Annotated in this window: 18 protein-coding genes; 12 read left to right on the top strand and 6 right to left on the bottom strand. The window is 55.4% G+C overall.

From position 1 onward, the window contains the following. Positions 1–32 precede the first annotated feature (32 nt). From ACW14G_RS19415 to ACW14G_RS19390, 6 genes are read left to right on the top strand one after another with little or no spacing between them, the layout of a single operon-like run. Positions 33–455, top strand: coding sequence for a PTS sugar transporter subunit IIA (locus tag ACW14G_RS19415; RefSeq protein ID WP_065356707.1), 423 nt, complete (start codon positions 33–35; stop codon positions 453–455). A 14-nt stretch (positions 456–469) separates the two neighbouring features. Continuing rightward, the gene (locus ACW14G_RS19410) at positions 470–940 is read left to right on the top strand and encodes a PTS sugar transporter subunit IIB (RefSeq protein ID WP_249023186.1); all 471 of its coding nucleotides are present in this window, start codon (positions 470–472) and stop codon (positions 938–940) included. A 16-nt stretch (positions 941–956) separates the two neighbouring features. Continuing rightward, complete coding sequence (locus tag ACW14G_RS19405) at positions 957–1,736, top strand: PTS mannose/fructose/sorbose/N-acetylgalactosamine transporter subunit IIC (protein WP_163446163.1); 780 nt, start codon at positions 957–959, stop codon at positions 1,734–1,736. Continuing rightward, a complete protein-coding gene (locus ACW14G_RS19400; RefSeq protein WP_065356704.1) occupies positions 1,714–2,565 on the top strand; it encodes a PTS system mannose/fructose/sorbose family transporter subunit IID in 852 nt (283 codons plus the stop codon). The genes ACW14G_RS19405 and ACW14G_RS19400 overlap by 23 nt, the downstream gene beginning before the upstream one ends. A 12-nt stretch (positions 2,566–2,577) precedes the next feature. Then, entirely contained in the window at positions 2,578–3,639 is a 1,062-nt protein-coding gene (locus ACW14G_RS19395; RefSeq protein ID WP_249023187.1) for an SIS domain-containing protein, read from the top strand. Positions 3,640–3,656: 17 nt separating this feature from the next. Next, entirely contained in the window at positions 3,657–4,667 is a 1,011-nt protein-coding gene (locus ACW14G_RS19390; RefSeq protein ID WP_064544951.1) for an SIS domain-containing protein, read from the top strand. Positions 4,668–4,709: 42 nt separating this feature from the next. Here the strand turns inward: ACW14G_RS19390 and dauA are convergent, their stop codons facing one another. The 4 genes from dauA to lolB form a co-directional block, all read right to left on the bottom strand. Next, the gene (gene dauA, locus ACW14G_RS19385; protein WP_256450013.1) at positions 4,710–6,398 is read right to left on the bottom strand and encodes a C4-dicarboxylic acid transporter DauA; all 1,689 of its coding nucleotides are present in this window, start codon (positions 6,396–6,398) and stop codon (positions 4,710–4,712) included. Between the two features lie 123 nt (positions 6,399–6,521). Beyond that, positions 6,522–7,469: a ribose-phosphate diphosphokinase gene (gene prs / locus ACW14G_RS19380; protein WP_003856663.1), complete on the bottom strand. Its 948-nt coding sequence runs from the start codon at positions 7,467–7,469 to the stop codon at positions 6,522–6,524. 205 nt (positions 7,470–7,674) lie between these two features. Next, positions 7,675–8,526 carry a 4-(cytidine 5'-diphospho)-2-C-methyl-D-erythritol kinase gene (ispE, locus tag ACW14G_RS19375; RefSeq protein ID WP_249023188.1) on the bottom strand — a complete coding sequence of 284 codons (852 nt, stop codon included), beginning with the start codon at positions 8,524–8,526 and terminating at the stop codon, positions 7,675–7,677. Further along, positions 8,523–9,140: a lipoprotein insertase outer membrane protein LolB gene (gene lolB, locus ACW14G_RS19370; protein WP_223802717.1), complete on the bottom strand. Its 618-nt coding sequence runs from the start codon at positions 9,138–9,140 to the stop codon at positions 8,523–8,525. Before lolB ends, ispE begins: the two co-directional genes overlap by 4 nt. 206 nt (positions 9,141–9,346) lie before the next feature. Here lolB and hemA point away from each other — a divergent pair, with 206 nt between their 5' ends. From hemA to kdsA, 6 genes are read left to right on the top strand one after another with little or no spacing between them, the layout of a single operon-like run. Further along, entirely contained in the window at positions 9,347–10,603 is a 1,257-nt protein-coding gene (hemA, locus tag ACW14G_RS19365; RefSeq protein ID WP_065356699.1) for a glutamyl-tRNA reductase, read from the top strand. Positions 10,604–10,638: 35 nt separating this feature from the next. Then, a complete protein-coding gene (gene prfA / locus ACW14G_RS19360) occupies positions 10,639–11,721 on the top strand; it encodes a peptide chain release factor 1 (RefSeq protein ID WP_163446160.1) in 1,083 nt (360 codons plus the stop codon). Beyond that, positions 11,721–12,572 (top strand): peptide chain release factor N(5)-glutamine methyltransferase, encoded by an 852-nt coding sequence (gene prmC / locus ACW14G_RS19355; protein WP_249023312.1) that lies wholly within the window; start codon positions 11,721–11,723, stop codon positions 12,570–12,572. The genes prfA and prmC overlap by 1 nt, the downstream gene beginning before the upstream one ends. Beyond that, on the top strand, positions 12,569–12,961 hold the full coding sequence (locus ACW14G_RS19350) for a SirB2 family protein (protein ID WP_167575711.1): 393 nt from the start codon (positions 12,569–12,571) through the stop codon (positions 12,959–12,961). Before prmC ends, ACW14G_RS19350 begins: the two co-directional genes overlap by 4 nt. A 3-nt stretch (positions 12,962–12,964) precedes the next feature. Then, positions 12,965–13,774 carry an invasion regulator SirB1 gene (sirB1, locus tag ACW14G_RS19345; RefSeq protein WP_065356697.1) on the top strand — a complete coding sequence of 270 codons (810 nt, stop codon included), beginning with the start codon at positions 12,965–12,967 and terminating at the stop codon, positions 13,772–13,774. 51 nt (positions 13,775–13,825) lie between these two features. Next, complete coding sequence (gene kdsA, locus ACW14G_RS19340; protein WP_065356696.1) at positions 13,826–14,680, top strand: 3-deoxy-8-phosphooctulonate synthase; 855 nt, start codon at positions 13,826–13,828, stop codon at positions 14,678–14,680. A 140-nt stretch (positions 14,681–14,820) separates the two neighbouring features. On the opposite strand, the gene ACW14G_RS19335 is transcribed toward kdsA, so the two are convergent. Together ACW14G_RS19335 and chaA are read right to left on the bottom strand one after the other, a co-directional pair. After that, on the bottom strand, positions 14,821–14,928 hold the full coding sequence (locus tag ACW14G_RS19335; protein ID WP_167575712.1) for a type I toxin-antitoxin system toxin Ldr family protein: 108 nt from the start codon (positions 14,926–14,928) through the stop codon (positions 14,821–14,823). A 310-nt stretch (positions 14,929–15,238) separates the two neighbouring features. Then, positions 15,239–16,339, bottom strand: coding sequence for a sodium-potassium/proton antiporter ChaA (gene chaA / locus ACW14G_RS19330; protein ID WP_064544973.1), 1,101 nt, complete (start codon positions 16,337–16,339; stop codon positions 15,239–15,241). Positions 16,340–16,477 lie beyond the last annotated feature (138 nt).

The raw sequence follows: 16,477 nt of genomic DNA, 5'->3' as shown, positions 1-16,477 counted from the left end.
AGAAAGCAGTGGAATGCGCTTTCGAGGTAAGGATGAAACGACACTATATTTTTGCCAGTCATGGCACTTTCGCAAACGGCCTGTTGAATTCCGTGGAGCTGATTCTCGGTAAGCAGCCGGATATTCACACCCTGTGCGCCTATGTAGATGATGACGTTGACCTGACCCAACAGGTCGAATCACTGCTGGCGAACTTTCCCGCCGACGATGAACTGATTGTGATTACCGATATCTTCGCCGGTAGCGTGAACAATGAATTTGTCCGCTTTTTATCGCGCCCGCACTTTCATTTATTGTCCGGTCTGAATTTGCCGCTAATTATCGACTTACTTATTTCCACGCAGGAAAGTGATACCGATAAATTAATTTCTGAAGCGCTAGCTAGCGCTAAAGAGAGCATTCAGTACTGCAATCATACCATTGCCAGTGCGACGACTATTGATAAAGACTTCTGAACACAGGAGGCGTCATGATTAAATTTTTAAGGGTAGATCATCGTTTACTTCACGGTCAGGTGGCTTTTTCCTGGACGCAATATGTTGGCGCAGACTGTATTTTAATCGCTAACGACAATGTGCCCAACGATGAACTGCGGAAAACCACGATCAAGCTTGCTAAACCGCCTTCGGTCAAGCTGGTGATTAAAAATATCGATGACTCAATCGAGTCGATAAAAAGCGGCGTCACGGATAAGTACAAACTATTTATTGTCGTGGAATCGGTGACCGATGCCTGGCGCATCGTGAATGCCGTGGAGTGTATCAAAAGTATTAATTTGGGTGGGATTAAAGCGAAAGAGGGCAGCCAGAATATCTCTAAGGCGATTAATTTATTGCCGGAAGAAATCGTGCAGCTGCAGCAGCTCATCGACAGCGGCATTGAGGTCGAAATTCGCCAGGTCCCGAACGATCGCAAACAGTTTTTAGCGGAATGCCTTTAATTCCGGAGGACAGATTATGGTAGAGGCTCTGTTACTCGGTCTGGTGGCGTTTATCGCGCAATCAGAATACGCGATGGGAACATCGCTCATTTCGCGGCCCATCGTCACCGGCCTGCTGACCGGATTAGTACTGGGGGATGTGCAAACCGGCGTCATCATGGGGGCTACGCTGGAGCTGGCGTTTATTGGCTCTTTCTCGGTAGGCGCGTCGATTCCGCCCGATGTGGTCACCGGCGGCATACTCGGCGTGGCGTTCGCGATTACCTCCGGTGCGGGCACGGAGACGGCGCTGCTACTGGGCCTGCCGATTGCCACCCTGACGCTGATTTTGAAAAACGTCTACCTGGGGATGTTTATTCCCTGGCTCAGTCAGAAGGCCGATGGTTATGCCGAAGAAGCGGATACGCGCGGTATTGAGCGTATGCACCTGATTGCCGGATTCGGGCTGTCGTTAATGTTGGCGACGGTGGTCACGGTATCGTTTCTTGTCGGCAGTAACGCGGTGAAATCGCTCCTGGACGCGATCCCGGAATTTATTAAACACGGGCTCAGCGTGGCGACCGGCATTATTCCGGCGCTCGGCTTCGCAATGCTGGCCAGATTGCTGATTAATAAGAAAGTCGCGCCGTACTTTTTCCTCGGCTTTGTGTTGATGGCCTATCTGAAAATCCCGGTGACAGGTATTGCCATTCTGGGCGCGATTGTCGCGGTAGTGATGGTTAACGTCACTGCATTGAACTCACCCCGTACGACGACAGAACAAGGAGTCAGCGATGACGACGAAGATGATTTCTGAAGAGAATCTCGCGCCTCAGGAACAGGATGACACGCGCATCACGCCGCGCGACCTACGCCGGGTATTCTGGCGATCTTTCCAGATGGAGTTCTCGTGGAACTACGAGCGGCAGATGAATCTCGCCTTCGTTTATGCGTTGATTCCGGTGTTGAAAAAACTCTATCCACGTAAAGAGGAGCTGGCTGGGGCGCTAAAACGGCATCTGGTGTTTTTCAATACCACGCCGCATATCGTCACCCTGTTGCTGGGAATTACCACGGCGATGGAGGAGAAAAATAGCCAGCAGAACAAGATGGACGCCAGTGCGATTGATAACGTTAAAGCGTCGCTGATGGGACCGCTTGCCGGGCTGGGAGACTCTTTCTTCTGGGGAACGCTGCGGCTGATCGCCACCGGCATCGGCACCAGTCTGGCGCTGAAGGGCAACATCCTTGGGCCAATTTTATTTCTGCTGGTGTTCAACGTGCCGCACATCCTGGTGCGCTGGTTCTTCACTCGCTGGGGTTACGTACTGGGGACAGGCGTGCTGCAGCGGATCCAGAAAAGCGGAATGATGGAAAGTCTGACCTACGGGGCGTCGATTATCGGCCTGATGGTGGTAGGGGCGATGACTGCCTCGATGATTGATATCACCATTCCCATCTCTTTTGGTGCCGGGGAGGCGAAAACCCAGGTGCAGGACATTATCAACGACATTATGCCTTGTCTGCTGCCACTGGTGAGTTTTGGCATTGTCTACTGGCTGCTGGGGCGAAAGGTCAAACCGCTCACGATTATTGGCGGGATGGCGCTGGTGGGCATTGCTGGATCGTGGATTGGATTATTTTAACGGGAGATGAATATGGTACCCACAATGATGACGTATATCCGCGAGGAACCTGAATGCCTGGCGCAGATCATCCGCGACTATCGGCAAAATCTGGCGGCAATTGAAACATTTGCCCGCCAGCATCCGGTACGCCGAATTCTGCTGTTGGCTACCGGGTCATCACTGAACGCCGCGCTGTGCGCGCGCTATTTCTTCGAGCAGCGCTTCGGCCTGCTGGTGGAGATTAAAGAGCCGTATAACTTTACCCACTATGAAATGATTGACCCGCATACCGATCTGGTGGTGGCGATTTCACAAAGCGGAAAAAGCGCGTCAACGCTGGAGGCGATGCGTAAGGTACAGGCGGCGAAGCTTCCTGTATTCGCGCTTACCTCTGATCCGCAAAGCCCGATTGCGAAGGCGTGTGACGGCGTTCTGGATATCAATACCGGCATTGAGAGCGTGGGCTTCGTTACCCGAGGTTTTAGCGCCACGGTATTGAATTTGTTGCTGATGGCCCTGCTGATTGCCCGTGGGCAGGGGAAAGCCTGCGCTGATGAAGAGCGGCATTATCTCGCGGAACTACGGCGGTTGGCGGCGGCAATCCCGGCGGCGATAACCCGTACCTCGCGATTTATCGATCGACACAGCGCGACGCTGCGCGACGGCGAGCGTTTTGTCGCCATCGGCTACGGGGCGCTGGTGGGCGTGGCCAAAGAGTGTGAAACCAAATTCACCGAGACGGTACGCGTCCCTTCCAGCGGTTTCGAGCTCGAGGCGTATATGCATGGGCCTTATCTGGAGGCCAATGCCCGCCATATCATGCTGTTTATTGAAGACCAGCCGGATGAACGCAGCCGGGCGCTGCGCGACTACATGACGCCGTCTGTCGCGCAGGCTTTCACGCTGACGCTCAACGACGAGGAGGATGAGCATACTCTGGCGCTGAACTGCCCGTGTGAACATCATCTGGCGCCGCTTCTGCTGGTGGTGCCGATCCAGATGCTGGCCTGGCATATCGCCGGACTTAAAGGTATCGACCTGGGAAAACGTATTTTTAACGATTTCGATCGCGTATTAAAAAGTAAAATCTGATTATTCAGGAGAAAACTATGTTGGGTTTTAATCAGGACGAGTACCTGACCAGTGCTCGCGAGATCATTGCTGCGCGCAAACAGGCGGAAAACGTCGCCGATGATATTTATCAGAGTGGCTGTAGCGCATTATTTTTTGCCTCAGTAGGCGGTTCTTTGGCGCCTATGATGGCGATTAATGAATTTGCTAAACAATTAACCGACGTGCCGGTTTATCTTGAACAGGCAGCGGAATTGATCCATCACGGGCATAAGAAATTAACCAAAGACGCGGTGGTCGTGACCTTGTCTAAATCCGGTGATACGAAAGAATCGGTGGCGATTGCAGAATGGTGTAAAGGGCAAGGTATTCGCGTGGTCGCTATTACCCGGAATGCCGATTCACCATTAGCTGAGGCGGCGAAATGGCATATTCCGATGTGTCACAAAAACGGCGTAGAATATGAATATATGCTGCTCTACTGGTTATTTTTCCGCGTAATTTATCGTCATGGTGAGTTTGCGGATTATGAGCGCTTTGCCAGCCAGTTGGAATTATTGCCGGAAAATCTCTTACAGGCTAAACGGCAGTTTGATCCGCAGGCGGATAATATCGCTGCGCAGTATCATGACCGTGATTATATGATGTGGATCGGTGGAGCCGAGATGTGGGGGGAAGTTTACCTGTTCTCGATGTGTATCCTTGAAGAGATGCAGTGGAAGCGAACCAAATCAGTCAGCTCGGCGGAGTTTTTCCATGGCACTCTGGAACTGCTGGAAAAAGATGTTCCGCTGTTCCTGGTGAAAGGCGAGGGTAAATGCCGGGCACTGGATGAACGTGTTGAGCGCTTCGCGAAAAAGATAACCGATCATCTGGTAGTCATTGACCCACGCGACTATCCGCTAAACGGTATTGATGACGCTTTCCGTTGGATAATGGCACCGTGTGTCGTGTCAACGCTGCTGGTGGACAGACTGGCGGCCCACTTTGAACATCATACCGGGCACGACCTGAATATTCGCCGTTACTACCGGCAGTTCGATTACTAATGTGTCTGCGGCGGCCAGCGCGCTGGCCGCCGCAAATGTGACTCAGCGCGGTGAGACGTCTGCCAGCGCCGCATCTTTATTCGGGAAGAAGGCCAGACGTCCTGGAATTGGCTGAATCCCGGCACGCGCCATGGTGCGCAGCGGCTGGAACTCGAGGTTTGAAACGCGCAGTTCGCAGCCATCAGGCAGTTTTTTCACAAAGCGCTGGAAGGCATCCAGACCACCGGCATCCAGTACCGGCACTGCATCCCATTTCAGCACCACAATCCGCTTACCCGCAATCCGCGACTCCAGGTCGGTAAACAACCCTTCGGCGGCGGCAAAGAACAGCGGGCCAATCACCCGCAGCACCAGCACATCATCCGGGACGGTCACGTTGACCGCAGACAGTCGCGTCATGCGTGCAATGCGGCGCATAAACAGCAACGAAGCCAGCACGATGCCTACGCTAATGGCGATAACCATATCGAACAGCACGGTCAGCGACATACAGATAAGCATCACGATAATGTCGTCTTTCGGCGCTTTACGCAGCAGATAGACCACTTTGTGCGCCTCGCTCATGTTCCATGCCACCATCAGCAGCAGAGCAGCCATTGCTGACAGCGGCAGCCAGGAAAGCACGGGCGCGAGGATCAGCAGCGCCAGAATGACCAGAATGGCGTGGATGACGGCAGACACTGGCGAAGTGGCTCCGGCGCGAACGTTGGCCGCCGAGCGGGCAATCGCGGCGGTGGCGGTAATACCGCCGAAGAACGGCGCCACAATGTTACCCAGACCCTGGCCGATCAGCTCGCTGTTGGCTTTATGTTTGGTGCCGGTCATACCGTCAAGCACCACCGCGCACAGCAGCGATTCAATCGCGCCGAGCATCGCCATGGAGAATGCGGCGGGCAGCAGCGCGTGCAGCGATTCCCAGCTCAGGGTGAAACTGGAGCCCGGCAGATCCCACGGCAGAACAAACTGCGGCAGTAACTGCGGGATCCCGTTACCCTGGGTACCGTCGGCGAGAATATAGTGGAACTGGGAACCAATGGTGGCAACGTGGCCGCCGAGCAGATTGACAATCAGCATCACAAGGCAGCCCGCAATCAGCGCGGGCAGGTGGCCCGGAAGACGCAGTCCAAGACGCGGCCAGAGAATCAGCGTGCCGAGAGTGACAATACCAATTGCGGCATCACCAAAGTTAATGGTCGGCAGCGCCATCACCAGCGCGCCCACCTTCTGTAAATAGTGTTCAGGGACATGCGCCATCTGCAGACCGAGAAAATCCTTAATCTGCATGGTACCGATGGTAATACCGATCCCCGAGGTAAAACCGAGGGTCACTGACAGCGGAATGTATTCAATCAGGCGACCAAAACGGGCCAGGCCAAAGAGGATTAAAAACAGTCCGGAAAGCAGGGTGGCGACCAACAGGCCAGCCAGACCAAACTGCTGGGATACCGGGTAGAGTATGACCACAAAGGCGGCGGTTGGCCCGGAAACGCTGAAGCGCGATCCGCCGGTCAGCGCGATAACGATCCCCGCGACGGCGGAGGTGTAAAGGCCGTACTGCGGCGCGACGCCGCTACCAATTGCCAGCGCCATCGCCAGCGGAATGGCGATAATACCGACGGTGATCCCGGCGATAAGGTCTCGCATAAAGCGGGCCGAGGTGTACTTCTCCTTCCAGCAGGCGTCAATAAGCGCGCGGAAAGGCATCACTTGGGGAGAGAGTAATTTATTCACAATACTGTTTCATCCATGAGCGCATCATCTGTCACGTGAATGGCAGTGAAGTTGGCATAAATCATACAAATAAACTATACAGACAAAAAAACCCGCCGCAGCGGGTTTTTTAACCAAATCCGATTAATGTTCGAACATGGCGGAGATGGATTCTTCGTTGCTGATACGACGAATCGCTTCGGCCAGCATCCCGGACAGGGTCAGGGTACGTACGTTTGGCAGCGCTTTGATCTCATCGCTTAACGGGATGGTATCGCAGACAACCACTTCGTCAATGACGGAGTTACGCAGGTTATTGACCGCATTGCCGGAGAAGATCGGGTGGGTTGCGTAAGCGAATACGCGTTTTGCACCGCGTTCTTTCAGCGCTTCTGCTGCTTTGCACAGCGTGCCGCCGGTATCGATCATGTCATCGACCAGCACGCAGTCACGACCGGCAACGTCGCCGATGATGTGCATAACCTGGGAAACGTTCGCGCGCGGGCGACGTTTGTCGATGATAGCCATGTCGGTATCGTTCAGCAGCTTAGCGATAGCACGAGCGCGAACCACGCCGCCGATGTCCGGAGAAACCACGATCGGGTTGTCCAGGTTCAGCTGCAGCATATCTTCAAGCAGGATTGGGCTACCGAATACGTTATCCACCGGAACATCGAAGAAGCCCTGGATCTGTTCAGCGTGCAGGTCTACGGTCAGTACGCGGTCAACGCCAACGCTGGACAGGAAGTCAGCGACAACTTTAGCAGTGATAGGTACACGAGCAGAGCGAACGCGACGGTCCTGGCGAGCATAACCGAAGTAAGGGATAACGGCGGTGATACGGCCTGCGGAAGCACGGCGCAGGGCATCAACCATAACGACCAATTCCATCAGGTTGTCGTTAGTAGGGGCACAAGTGGACTGGATGATGAAAATATCACCACCGCGTACGTTTTCGTTGATTTGTACGCTGACTTCGCCGTCGCTAAAGCGACCTACAGCGGCGTCGCCGAGAGAAGTGTACAGGCGGTTGGCAATACGTTGTGCTAGTTCCGGGGTGGCGTTACCAGCAAAAAGCTTCATATCAGGCACGAGAAGAACCTCAGGCATGCGTCCAGTGGTGGATGAATCGGGCCGAAAACTGTGCGGGCCAGGCCGATTTCATCCAGGCGGTGTATTAAAGAGCGCGATGCAACGTCTGGAACAGGGTGACGTTGTCACCGGAGCTCAGTTTGCCCGGCAGGGTTACTCATCACCATTCTTCTTTCGTCAGCAGAACTGACGGAAACCGAATGATTCAGAGCAGGGCTTGCTTCAACGGAGAGAGGTTGACACCTTTCGCCACAAAGCCTTGCAACCATTCCGGGGCTTGCTCAAGCACCTGGCGGGCAGCGAGTTCCGTGTCGAATTCAGCAAAGACACAGGCTCCTGTTCCAGTCAGGCGCGACGGCGCGTATTCTAACAGCCAGGAAAGCACATCATCAACCTCGCGAAAACGTTTTCTTGCGATAACCTCGCAATCATTGCCGAATTCACAATTTAATAACGTTTCTATTGACCTGACCGGGGTATTTCGTGGCAGCTCCGGATCGCGAAAAATGATCGGCGTCGGGATGCTGACGCCCGGATGGGCCACCAGGTACCATTTTTCCGCCACGTCGACCGGCGTGAGCACTTCGCCAACGCCTTCGGCAAACGCGGCGTGGCCGCGAACAAACACCGGCACGTCGGCGCCCAGCCTCAGTCCGAGCGTCGCCAGCTCATCTTCCGGGAGCCCACACTGCCAGAGATGATTCAGCGCGACCAGCACGGTGGCCGCGTTTGACGAACCGCCACCAAGGCCGCCGCCCATGGGAAGGCGCTTCTCAATGCTGATATCGGCGCCGCTGCCTGCGGGCAAACAACCCGTTTCCGCTGCGGCTTTCATCAAAAGACGTGCAGCGCGGATAATCAGGTTCTCTTCATCCGGCACGCCTGCGACTGGGGTGAGCAGCCGCAGCTGCCCGTCGGTGCGTGGCGTAATCGTCAGCGTGTCGCCGTAGTCGAGAAACTGAAACAGCGTCTGCAGCGTGTGATAGCCATCAGGGCGCTGGCCGGTGATGTACAAAAACAGGTTCAGCTTTGCGGGAGAGGGCCAGGTGGTCGTCATTTGGCGATCCAGTTATCCATTTTCAGCTTGATGCGCTGGGACCCTTCGGTCAGTTCCATGTTAGACGGCAGCGCCGGCTGGGTTTTGCTGTCGTACCCGCTGTATACCACTTTCCAGGTCTTGCCGTTCTGGGTGTAGTTGAGTTCACTCAGGCGATACTGGTCGTCGAGCTTATAGTCGGTGGCGTCGCCCGGCAGGCCGAGGATCCACTGGCGCAGGCTGTTAAGCGGAATCGGCATGCCGGTCAGCTTACCAATCATCTCTTCGCCGTCGGTGGCGGTATAGTGCTGGCCTTTGTTATCGGTCAGCTGCGCGGAGCCTGGCTGACCAACCAGCTCCAGCTCGGTGCTGCCCAGCGGGTTGGTCAGCAGCAGACGATAGTTGTCCTGACCGGTTTGCTGCCAGAAGAAGCGGGCATAGACTTTTTGCTGATCGGACAGATAGGCAAACGCGCCGCGCGTCTGGTACTGGCTAAGCTGGCGCACTTCCTGCTGGTGCTGTTGCCACTGCGGCGAGGTCGGGCTTTTGCCTGGGCCTTTTGGCGCATTGACGGTACAGGCGGTAAGAACCAGTGCTGCTAAAGGCAGCAGACGAATCAGGCGAGGCAGGGCCATGATGACAATCCTTGATATGCGTTGCGATTATAACGCTTAATGCTAGCGTCGCTGGTGGGCAGCGTCTACGCTCAAGTTGTCTTAAATCATAAAATTAACCCGTAATACCTATTACTCCAAAAGGGGGCCGTCCCTTTTATTGATCTCGCGCATCCTGTATGATGCGCTCAGACTAACCTTATCAACGCTGGTACTACTCCCGCACAATGACCCTTTTAGCACTTGGCATTAACCACAAGACAGCCCCGGTAGCGCTGCGAGAACGCGTCACGTTTTCGCCAGACACGCTTGACCAGGCGCTGGAGAGCCTGCTGGCTCAGCCAATGGTGCAGGGGGGAGTGGTCCTGTCGACCTGTAACCGCACCGAACTCTATCTCAGCGTCGAAGAGCAGGATAACCTGCACGATGCCATCGTCCGCTGGTTGTGCGAATACCACGGGCTGAATGAAGAAGATCTGCGCCAGAGCCTGTACTGGCACCAGGATAACGACGCCGTCAGCCACCTGATGCGCGTCGCCAGCGGCCTTGATTCGCTGGTACTGGGCGAACCGCAGATTTTAGGCCAGGTCAAAAAAGCGTTTGCTGATTCCAGCCGCGGCCATCTGCACGCCAGCGAGCTGGAACGCATGTTCCAGAAATCATTTTCGGTCGCCAAACGCGTGCGTACAGAAACGGATATCGGCGCCAGCGCGGTGTCGGTGGCGTTCGCCGCCTGTACCCTGGCGCGACAAATTTTCGAATCTCTCTCCACGGTGACTGTGTTACTGGTTGGCGCGGGAGAAACCATCGAGCTTGTCGCGCGCCATCTGCGCGAACATCACGTGCAAAAAATGCTGATTGCCAACCGTACCCGCGAACGCGCGCAGCTGTTGGCTGATGAAGTGGGTGCGGAAGTCATTGCGCTTAGCGACGTTGACGAACGCCTGAAAGAGGCCGATATCATTATCAGTTCAACCGCCAGCCCGCTGCCGATTATCGGTAAAGGCATGGTGGAGCGCGCGCTGAAGGCGCGTCGCAATCAACCGATGTTGCTGGTGGATATCGCCGTACCGCGCGACGTAGAGCCGGAAGTGGGGAAACTCGCTAACGCCTATCTCTACAGTGTGGACGATCTGCAAAACATTATTCAGCATAACCTCGCGCAGCGTAAGGCCGCCGCGGTGCAGGCTGAAACCATCGTTGAGCAGGAAACCAGCGAGTTTATGGCCTGGCTGCGCGCGCAAAGCGCCAGCGAAATCATCCGTGATTATCGCTCCCAGGCGGAAACGGCGCGTGAAGAACTCACCGCTAAGGCGATGGCCGCGCTCGAACAGGGCGGCGATCCGCAGGTCATCATGCAGGATCTGGCGCGGAAATTAACCAATCGCCTGATCCACGCGCCAACCAAATCTCTTCAGCAGGCTGCCCGTGACGGGGATGACGAACGCCTGCATATTCTGCGCAACAGCCTCGGGCTGGAGTAGCACAACTCTATTTATAACAAGGTGCATTTACGCCAATGAAGCCTTCTATTGTTGCTAAACTGGAAGCTCTCTACGAGCGCCATGAGGAAGTTCAGGCGCTGCTTGGAGACGCAGCAACTATTGCCGATCAGGACCGTTTCCGTGCGTTGTCCCGCGAATACGCACAGCTGGGCGATGTGGCCCGCTGCTACACCGACTGGCGTCAGGTTCAGGAAGATATCGAAACCGCGCAGATGATGCTCGACGACCCGGAAATGCGCGAAATGGCGCAGGAAGAACTGCAGGAAGCCAAAGCTAAAGAAGAACAGCTGGAACAACAGCTGCAGGTGCTGTTGCTGCCGCGTGACCCGGACGACGAACGTAATGCCTTCATCGAAGTGCGCGCCGGGACCGGCGGTGATGAAGCAGCGCTGTTTGCCGGCGACCTGTTCCGTATGTATACCCGCTATGCTGAATCACGCCGCTGGCGCGTTGAGATCATGAGCGCCAGCGAAGGCGAGCACGGTGGCTTTAAAGAAGTGATCGCCAAAATCAGCGGTGAAGGCGTGTATGGCCGTCTGAAGTTTGAATCCGGCGGTCACCGCGTGCAGCGCGTACCGGCTACCGAATCTCAGGGGCGTATCCATACCTCCGCCTGTACGGTCGCGGTATTGCCCGAAGTGCCGGAGGCCGAGCTGCCGGATATCAACCCGGCGGATCTGCGCATTGATACCTTCCGCTCCTCCGGCGCGGGCGGTCAGCACGTTAACACCACCGATTCCGCTATCCGTATTACCCACTTGCCTACGGGGATTGTGGTGGAGTGTCAGGACGAACGTTCTCAGCATAAAAACAAAGCGAAAGCGATGTCGGTGCTGGGCTCGCGTATCCGTGCGGCGGAAATTGCCCGTCGTCAGCAGGCGGAAGCCTCCGAGCGCCGTAACCTGCTGGGCAGCGGCGATCGCAGCGACCGTAACCGCACCTATAACTTTCCGCAGGGACGCGTTACCGACCACCGCATCAACCTGACGCTCTATCGTCTGGACGAGGCGATGGAAGGTAAGCTCGATATGCTGATCGAGCCTATCGTGCAGGAATATCAGGCTGACCAGCTGGCTGCGCTGTCCGAGCAGGAATGATGACCTGGAGAGAGTGGCTGCAACAGGCGATAGCGGCGCTTCAGGGGGGCGAGAGCCCTCGTCGCGACGCCGAGATCCTGTTGGGGCATGTTACCGGCAAATCGCGCACCCAGGTTCTGGCCTTTGATGAGACCGAGCTAAGCGCCGCGCAGGTGGACACGCTGGCGGCGCTGCTGTCACGGCGTCAACGCGGCGAGCCGGTCGCGCACCTGGTGGGCACGCGTGAGTTCTGGTCGCTGCCGCTGTTTGTCTCCCCGGCGACGCTGATCCCGCGCCCGGACACTGAGTGTCTGGTGGAGCAGGCGCTCGCCCGTCTGCCGCAGACGCCGTGCCGTATTCTTGATTTGGGCACCGGCACCGGCGCGGTCGCGCTGGCGTTAGCCAGTGAGCGTCCTGACTGTCAGGTGACCGCCGTCGACTTTATTGCCGATGCCGTCGCCCTGGCGCAGCGCAATGCCGCTCATCTGGCTATCAACAATATTACGATTGTGCAAAGCGACTGGTTCAGTGCGCTGGACGACCAACGTTTTGCAATGATCGTCAGCAACCCGCCGTATATCGACGAGCAGGACGAGCACCTGTCTCAGGGTGACGTGCGTTTTGAGCCCAAAACCGCGCTGGTGGCGGCCGATCAGGGGCTTGCCGACCTGGCCCATATTATTTCGCAAGGCCGCGCCTGGCTTGAGCCCGGTGGTTATATGCTGCTTGAGCATGGCTGGAAACAGGGCGCGGCGGTGCGCGAATTGTTTACCGTAGCGGGCTATCAGCAGGCACAAACCTGTCGCGACTACGGCGATAACGATCGCCTGACGCTTGCGCAATGGCCAGGCCATACGGAGGCGCAGGCGTGAATTTGTTCCAGTTCGTGCTCTATTTACATATCGCGTCGGCGATTTTCTCCGCCTCATTTTTTGCGCTGCGTTACTGGTGGATGCATCAGCGTAGCGCCTTGTTTGACGCGCGTTGGGTGCGTGTGCTGCCGCATTGCGTTGACAGCACGCTGTTGCTCAGCGGCGTGGCGCTCATGGTGATGACGCGCTATTACCCCTTCACTGAAGAGGGGGGATGGCTGACGGAGAAACTGTTTGGCGTTATCATTTACATCTTTTTAGGGTTTGTCGCGCTTGGACGTCGTCGTCCGCGCAGCCAGCAGAGCGGGTTTGTCGCGTTTTTGCTGGCGCTGATGGTGTTGTGCATCATCGTTAAACTCGCCATCACTAAAGTTCCGCTGTTGGGGTAAGGTATGAAGTCACTGGCTGATTTTGAATTTAATAAAGCGCCGCTGTGCGATGGCATGATCCTTATTTCCGAATTGATTCGTGATGATTTCCCGTCGCAGAAGGTGCGCGAGCAGCTTGATTGTCTGTTGGCGCTGGCGCGTGAAGAGATTAGCCCCTCCTGGACGCTGACGCGTCAGATGGAGCGTCTGATTGAACTGTTTTACCACGAATGGAATTTTGGTGACTCCTCCGGCGTGTACCGTCTGTCTGACGCGCTGTGGCTCGATCAGGTACTGAAGAATCGCCAGGGCAGCGCCGTGGCGCTGGGGGCCATTGTATTGTGGATTGCGGCTCAGCTCGACATCCCGGTCGTGCCGGTGATTTTCCCGACCCAACTGCTGCTGCGTGCTGATGTCGACAGCGAAGAGCTATGGCTGATTAACCCGTTTAATGGCGATACCCTCGATGAGCATACGCTTGAAGTCTGGCTGAAGGGGAATATCAGCCCGATGGCGGAGCTGTTTAACGAAGACCTCGATGAAGCAGATAACGCAGAGGTAGTGCGTAAACTGCTCGATACGCTGAAATCGGCATTGATGGAAGAGCGGCAGATGGAGCTGGCGCTGCGCACCAGCGAAGCGCTGCTGCAGTTTAACCCGGAAGATCCGTATGAAATTCGCGACCGCGGGCTGATTTATGCCCAGCTGGAGTGCGAGCATATTGCACTGAACGATTTGAACTATTTCGTTGAACAATGTCCGGAAGACCCGATCAGCGAAATGATTCGTGCGCAGATTAATACCATCTCGCACAAACAAATAACTCTTCACTAAACGGTAATAACCTCGGTTATAATCGCGGAAATACCCTAACAAGGCGATCTTATGAAAGAAAAAGTGGTTAGCATTGGTGATATCAAGGTAGCAAACGATCTGCCGTTTGTTCTGTTCGGCGGCATGAACGTGCTGGAATCACGCGACCTGGCGATGCGTATTTGCGAACACTACGTGACCGTGACCCAGAAGCTGGGCATTCCTTACGTATTTAAAGCTTCATTTGATAAAGCCAACCGTTCTTCTATCCATTCCTACCGTGGTCCAGGTCTGGAAGAGGGGATGAAGATTTTCCAGGAACTGAAGCAAACTTTCGGCGTTAAGATCATCACTGACGTCCACGAAGCCAGCCAGGCGCAGCCGGTTGCCGATGTGGTTGACGTGATCCAGCTGCCGGCGTTCCTCGCTCGTCAGACCGATCTGGTAGAAGCGATGGCGAAAACCGGCGCGGTTATCAACGTCAAGAAGCCGCAGTTCGTCAGCCCGGGCCAAATGGGCAACATCGTTGACAAATTCATTGAAGGCGGCAACGACAAAGTGATTCTGTGCGACCGTGGTTCCAACTTCGGTTACGACAACCTGGTTGTCGATATGCTGGGCTTTGGCGTGATGAAAAAAGCGTCCAACAACTCCCCGGTTATCTTCGACGTGACTCACTCTCTGCAGTGCCGTGACCCGTTTGGCGCAGCAAGCGGTGGTCGTCGCGCACAGGTTACCGAGCTGGCCCGTGCCGGTATGGCGGTAGGGATCGCGGGTCTGTTTATTGAAGCGCATCCGGATCCGGACCACGCACGCTGTGACGGCCCGTCCGCGCTGCCGCTGGACAAACTGGAACCGTTCCTGAAGCAGATGAAAGCCATCGACGACCTGGTGAAAGGGTTCGACGAACTGGATACCAGCAAGTAAGTTCTGTTACTGCATTGAAAAGCCGGCCCGTTTATCGCGGTCCGGCTTTTTTATGGCCGCAAAAAAGGCCGCAGGCTGTTACCCCTGCGGCCCGTTTCGGGCGCACGTTGCCATTACGGCAGCCTGACGCCCTCAGTGCGTTACTTCCTGTTACGCCACCCGCTCACAATCGCTGCGGTGATGATTCCCGCAATGACAGGAGCGGCAAGATCGTGCCAGAAAGCGACGCCAAACTGCGCGAGCGTCATATAGCCGCCTCTATTGTAATAACAACGGTTCGCGGCTATTCTTGAAGGGTCTGGTTTCAAGATAGCCCCCCGTTATGCTGTCAGGTTTACGCCTCTCAACGTGCGGGGGTGTTTCTATCCAGCAACCTATGCCGCCAGGGATCAAGCCCCCGCAACATTGCGCCTCACCGGAGCAACTCCGGCTTAGCGCAGATTCTACGTGTACATCCTGAACCACTTCACTTAGCGAACGCGCGCGATGCGTGAGGCGTTCCAGCTTTTCTGCGCGCGTTGCATTCTATTAGCCGTATACTCGCGTCGGCTCGCAGTATCAGGCAAATATCGTCATCAGATAGGCGGCAAACAGCGCCAGGTGTGCCGCGCCGTTCAGTACATTGGTGCGTCCGGTGGAGAACGAGATGTGGCACAGAATTAACGACGCGACCATCACGATCATCTCCGGCATACCCAGACCAAACATCAGGTCGTTGCCGGTCATAAAGGCGATCAGCGTGACGACCGGTACCGTCAGGGAGATGGTTGCCAATACTGAACCAAAGAACAGATTCATGGCGCGCTGAACCTGGTTGTTCAACACCGCCTTCAGTGCGCCCAGCCCTTCCGGCGAGAGAATCAGCAGCGCCACCAGGAAGCCAGTAAAGGCCACTGGCGCGTTCATGCTGGTCAGCAGCGTCTCCAGCGGGTTAGCATTCATTTTGGTGACCGCAATCACCGCCACCAGATGGACAACCAGCCAGATCGCGTGCCACATGCTGCTGTGCGCCGAAGGCTTACCGTGGTGCGGGTCATCATCATCGCTGTCATCTTCGTGCTCGTAGACAAACAGACTCTGGTGGGTTTTGGTTTGAATTAACAAGAATACGCCATACATCGCGGCGGAGATCAGCGCTACCAGCAGCGATTGGCCGATCGTGAAATTGGCGCCCGGCAGTGAGGTCGGGAATACCAGCACAATAATGGCCAGCGGAAACAGCGCAATTAAATACTGTTTAATACCGAAAAGATTCATATATTGCGTGGCAAATTTACGCCCGCCAAGCAATAACGAGAAACCGACCAGGCCGCCGGTAACAATCATGATAATGGAATAGAGCGTATCGCGCATAAGCGTTGGCGCGGCGTCGCCGGTGGCCATCAGTGCGGATATCAGGCTGACTTCCAGAATAACAACGGAAAGGCTTAAAATCAGAGAGCCATAGGGCTCACCAAGACGGTGGGCTAAGACGTCCGCGTGGCGGACTACGCTAAATGCGCTGCTAAGAATGCCGACCAGCGCTAAGGCATTGATGGCAATAACCACTGGCAATGACTGACTGCTTCCCCAGAAGAACAGGATTGCCAGCGCCACCACCGGGAAAATGAGCGACGTCTCCTTGTGGCGAGTTTTCACCGCCTCATGTGCGTGAGTCATGTGTTTCTCCATGTATGCAGGTATTTATAATTATAGAAAAAATCAGTGACGTAAATTAACAAATTTTTCGACCTGGAATGCGATCTTTTACTAAAGTTTACCTGTGAGACCATTTTTCATTAAAGATGGCTATAATAT

It is taken from the genome of Kluyvera sp., from assembly GCF_965301105.1.
Note: the sequence above shows the minus strand (reverse complement) of the source record. Positions and strands in the feature narration are given on the sequence as shown.

Coding starts and splice junctions, on each gene's coding strand:
- chaA (WP_064544973.1), bottom strand. CDS start 16,339: ATGACTCACGCACATGAGGCGGTGAAAACTCGCCACAAGGAGACGTCG.
- ispE (WP_249023188.1), bottom strand. CDS start 8,526: ATGACGACCACCTGGCCCTCTCCCGCAAAGCTGAACCTGTTTTTGTAC.
- ACW14G_RS19415 (WP_065356707.1), top strand. CDS start 33: ATGAAACGACACTATATTTTTGCCAGTCATGGCACTTTCGCAAACGGC.
- ACW14G_RS19410 (WP_249023186.1), top strand. CDS start 470: ATGATTAAATTTTTAAGGGTAGATCATCGTTTACTTCACGGTCAGGTG.
- hemA (WP_065356699.1), top strand. CDS start 9,347: ATGACCCTTTTAGCACTTGGCATTAACCACAAGACAGCCCCGGTAGCG.
- lolB (WP_223802717.1), bottom strand. CDS start 9,140: ATGGCCCTGCCTCGCCTGATTCGTCTGCTGCCTTTAGCAGCACTGGTT.
- sirB1 (WP_065356697.1), top strand. CDS start 12,965: ATGAAGTCACTGGCTGATTTTGAATTTAATAAAGCGCCGCTGTGCGAT.
- ACW14G_RS19335 (WP_167575712.1), bottom strand. CDS start 14,928: ATGACGCTCGCGCAGTTTGGCGTCGCTTTCTGGCACGATCTTGCCGCT.
- prmC (WP_249023312.1), top strand. CDS start 11,721: ATGACCTGGAGAGAGTGGCTGCAACAGGCGATAGCGGCGCTTCAGGGG.
- ACW14G_RS19395 (WP_249023187.1), top strand. CDS start 2,578: ATGGTACCCACAATGATGACGTATATCCGCGAGGAACCTGAATGCCTG.
- kdsA (WP_065356696.1), top strand. CDS start 13,826: ATGAAAGAAAAAGTGGTTAGCATTGGTGATATCAAGGTAGCAAACGAT.
- prfA (WP_163446160.1), top strand. CDS start 10,639: ATGAAGCCTTCTATTGTTGCTAAACTGGAAGCTCTCTACGAGCGCCAT.
- ACW14G_RS19390 (WP_064544951.1), top strand. CDS start 3,657: ATGTTGGGTTTTAATCAGGACGAGTACCTGACCAGTGCTCGCGAGATC.
- ACW14G_RS19400 (WP_065356704.1), top strand. CDS start 1,714: ATGACGACGAAGATGATTTCTGAAGAGAATCTCGCGCCTCAGGAACAG.
- ACW14G_RS19405 (WP_163446163.1), top strand. CDS start 957: ATGGTAGAGGCTCTGTTACTCGGTCTGGTGGCGTTTATCGCGCAATCA.